The sequence below is a fragment of the Rheinheimera soli genome, from assembly GCF_021290985.1.
In the GTDB taxonomy this organism is placed as follows: domain Bacteria; phylum Pseudomonadota; class Gammaproteobacteria; order Enterobacterales; family Alteromonadaceae; genus Pararheinheimera; species Pararheinheimera soli.
Map to the genome: position 1 here is coordinate 1 of NZ_JAJOYU010000068.1, position 2596 is coordinate 2596.

Sequence of the window (2596 nt, forward strand, 5' to 3'; positions counted from 1 at the left end):
TGCGTATTTCGGGATGATCCGGCCAGCGATTTCGGCATGAGTCGGCCACCCATTTCGGTATCATCCGGCCACTGATTTCGGCCTTATCCGGCCACCTGTTTCGGTATCGTCCGGCCAGTTTGTTCTTCCTTCGTTTTACGAGCTTTGGCATAACAGTTTTTTAACTGTTTGTCGGAGTAGTCATGACACGTAAAAAGAAAATGGTAAGGACAGATATGCAAACTTATCTGGATATATTCCGCCTTAAATTTGAAGCCAAGTTAAGCGATCGGCAAATCTCCCAGGCGTTGAATATTGGCCGGGCAACCATCAGTGATTTGGTTATCCGCTTTAACAATTTAGGTCTCAGTTGGCCGCTTGCCGCTGATTATCCGCTTGATAGCCTCGACAAACAGTTATTCCCCGGCCGTGATTACAGTACGCAGCGGGTGTTGCCGCTGTGGGTGCAGGTGCACCTTGAGCTGCGCAGAAAAGGCGTCACCAAACTGCTGTTATGGCAGGAGTATCAGGCTGAACATGGCAGTAACGCGCTTGGCTACACGCAGTACTGCGAGCATTATCGCCGCTGGTGTGCTGTGCAAAAGCGCTCTATGCGACAGCATCATGAAGCCGGTGAGAAGCTGTTTATCGACTTCTGTGGCCCGACGGTGCCGATTGTGAACCCAGAAACAGGCGAGATAAAACCAGCTGCTATCTTCGTCGCCACAATGGGCGCATCAAACTACACCTATATTGAAGCCTGCGAAGGCCAGGATATGGGATCCTGGCTGATGGCAAACAGCCGCTGCCTGACGTTTTTAGGCGGCGTACCGGCGTTATTGATACCCGATAATCTCAAAGCGGCCGTTGATAAAGCCGATAAGTTCGAGCCGGTGCTTAACGACAATTACAAAGCTCTGGCCAGACATTATGGCTGTGCACTGATGCCCACCCGGCCACGTAAACCGCAGGATAAAGGCAAAGTCGAATCGGCTGTACTGATAGTTGAGCGCTGGGTATTAGCCCGGCTGCGCCATCAGGTGTTTTACTCACTGGCGGCGTTAAATCAGGCTATCCGGGCACTGAATACTGAGCTTAACCAGCGGCCCATGAAGCATTACAACGGTGCCAGCCGTGAGCAGTTGTTTACCTTGCTGGATGCGCCTGCATTACAGCCACTGCCGCCTTATGCCTATGAGTACACCGATTATCGCATTGCGAAAGTCGCCAAAGATTACCACGTACAGTACGATAATCACTGGTACTCGGTGCCACACCGCTTAGTCGGTGAGCGGGTTGAAATCAGTGCCACGCAGACGCTGGTTAAGGTTTACCATCAGGCTAAATGTGTCGCACAGCATCTCCGCAGCCATAACGCGTACCGGCACAGCACTGATGTAGCGCATATGCCAGAAAATCATGCAGCCTATCAGGAGTGGAACCCAGAGCGTATTCGCAGCTGGGCAACTCATATCGGCTCCAACACCCTGGCGGTGGTCTTAGCGGTTGAACGCAGTAAAGACCATCTGGTTCAGGCACAGCGCGCCTGCTTGGCGCTATTGAGTGAGCAAAAACGCTACGGCAGTGACCGGCTGGAAAACGCCTGCGCGCTCGCCATAAGCCGCCAGCTACCTTATATACCGGTCATCAAAAAGCTGCTGAAAAACGGCGAAGATATGCGCTGGCAACCGGATGACATCAACACAATTATCCCTGGTACTCACATCAACATCCGTGGCTCAAAATACTACCAATAAGGACAACACCAATGGACGCACTGCTTATCCAACTGCGCCAGCTAAAGCTCGCAGCCATGGCCAATGCGCTGGAGCAACAACGCCTTGCACCTCATACTTATGCAGAACTTAGCTTCGATGAACGACTGGGGTTATTGGTCGAGCAAGAACATCTGGCACGGGATAACACCCGCTTACAACGCTTACGCAAACAGGCTAATCTGCGCCTTAAAGCGACACCGGAAGGCTTACGCTATCCGGCAAAGCGCGGCTTACGCGCTGAGCAAATTACCCCGCTGATGCAAGGACATCACCTGACGTACCATCAGAATATCCTGATCACCGGTCCCACCGGCAGTGGCAAAACCTATCTTGCCTGTGCCTTAGGTGAGCAAGCTTGCCGACAGAATAAGCGCGTGCTGTATTACCGGTTAGGTCGGTTACTGGAGAGCCTGAAAATGGGGCATGCTGATGGCAGCTACCTTAAGCAACTGGTACAGCTGCAAAAAGTGGATATGTTGATCCTGGATGACTGGGGCCTTGAGGGATTTAAGGGGAAGCAAGTCAGCGATTTACTGGATGTAATTGAAGATCGCTATGAGCAACGCAGCACGATTATCGTCAGTCAATTACCGGTCTCAGAGTGGTATGGCTTAATGGATAACCCGACTGTTGCAGATGCGCTGTTAGACAGAGTGATCCACAACGCCCACCGGCTGGAATTAACAGGTGAGTCACAACGTAAAAAAACACTGGTTCAGGGTGAAGAAGTCGGGTAAAAAGAGAGGATAAACGAAGGTCAGATCATGCTGGCCGGATCACACCGAAACGCCTGGCCGGATGAAACCGGAACAGGTGGCCGGACAAACCGAAATACGCAG

General features: G+C 51.8%; 2 protein-coding genes. Both read left to right on the plus strand.

Annotated elements, in window-relative coordinates; all coding sequences use genetic code 11:
• Window positions 1-182 precede the first annotated feature (182 nt).
• Window positions 183-1736 carry an IS21 family transposase gene (gene istA, locus LSG37_RS20945; protein ID WP_233081951.1) on the plus strand — a complete coding sequence of 518 codons (1554 nt, stop codon included), beginning with the start codon at window positions 183-185 and terminating at the stop codon, window positions 1734-1736.
• An 11-nt stretch (window positions 1737-1747) separates the two neighbouring features.
• A complete protein-coding gene (gene istB, locus LSG37_RS20950) occupies window positions 1748-2494 on the plus strand; it encodes an IS21-like element helper ATPase IstB (protein ID WP_233081952.1) in 747 nt (248 codons plus the stop codon).
• The last annotated feature ends 102 nt before the right edge of the window (window positions 2495-2596 follow it).

Bases quoted from the DNA above. Each gene is read 5' to 3' on its own strand.
- istA (WP_233081951.1), top strand. From the start codon at position 183: ATGACACGTAAAAAGAAAATGGTAAGGACAGATATGCAAACTTATCTG.
- istB (WP_233081952.1), top strand. From the start codon at position 1,748: ATGGACGCACTGCTTATCCAACTGCGCCAGCTAAAGCTCGCAGCCATG.